This window comes from Streptomyces sp. PTY087I2 (assembly GCF_001687325.1).
Lineage (GTDB): Bacteria > Actinomycetota > Actinomycetes > Streptomycetales > Streptomycetaceae > Streptomyces.
Genome location: NZ_LZRD01000081.1, coordinates 1 through 719 on the forward strand (window position 1 = coordinate 1; position 719 = coordinate 719).

Sequence of the window (719 nt, forward strand, 5' to 3'; positions counted from 1 at the left end):
CTGCAACTCGACCCCATGAAGTCGGAGTTGCTAGTAATCGCAGATCAGCATTGCTGCGGTGAATACGTTCCCGGGCCTTGTACACACCGCCCGTCACGTCACGAAAGTCGGTAACACCCGAAGCCGGTGGCCCAACCCCTTGTGGGAGGGAGCTGTCGAAGGTGGGACTGGCGATTGGGACGAAGTCGTAACAAGGTAGCCGTACCGGAAGGTGCGGCTGGATCACCTCCTTTCTAAGGAGCATCTAGACCCTTTCGGGGGTCCAGAGCCACTACGTCGGCAAATGTTCGACGGTGGTCAGCTCATGGGTGGAACGTTGACTATTCGGCACGATGATCTGGTCACCATTAGTACTGCTTCGGCGTGGAACGTGGTGAACAGGGCATCGGGCCGGGCACGTTGTTGGGTATCTGAGGGTACGGCCGTAAAGGCAGCCTTCTGATCCGGCCCCAGTGAACTCATCCGGTTTCGGGTGGGGTGGTGGGTGGCTGGTCGTTGTTTGAGAACTGCACAGTGGACGCGAGCATCTGTGGCCAAGTTTTTAAGGGCGCACGGTGGATGCCTTGGCACCAGGAACCGATGAAGGACGTGGGAGGCCACGATAGTCCCCGGGGAGCTGTCAACCGAGCTGTGATCCGGGGGTTTCCGAATGGGGAAACCCGGCAGTCGTCATGGGCTGTCACCCGCTGCTGAACACATAGGCAGTGTGGAGGGAACGA

The 719-nt window shown here is 59.1% G+C and carries 2 rRNA genes; both read left to right on the plus strand.

The annotated features are described in order from the left end of the window. A 16S ribosomal RNA gene (locus tag A3Q37_RS35140) occupies positions 1 to 233 on the plus strand; the annotation flags it as partial. 298 nt (positions 234 to 531) lie between these two features. Next, positions 532 to 719: ribosomal RNA gene (locus A3Q37_RS35145) — 23S ribosomal RNA — on the plus strand; the annotation flags it as partial.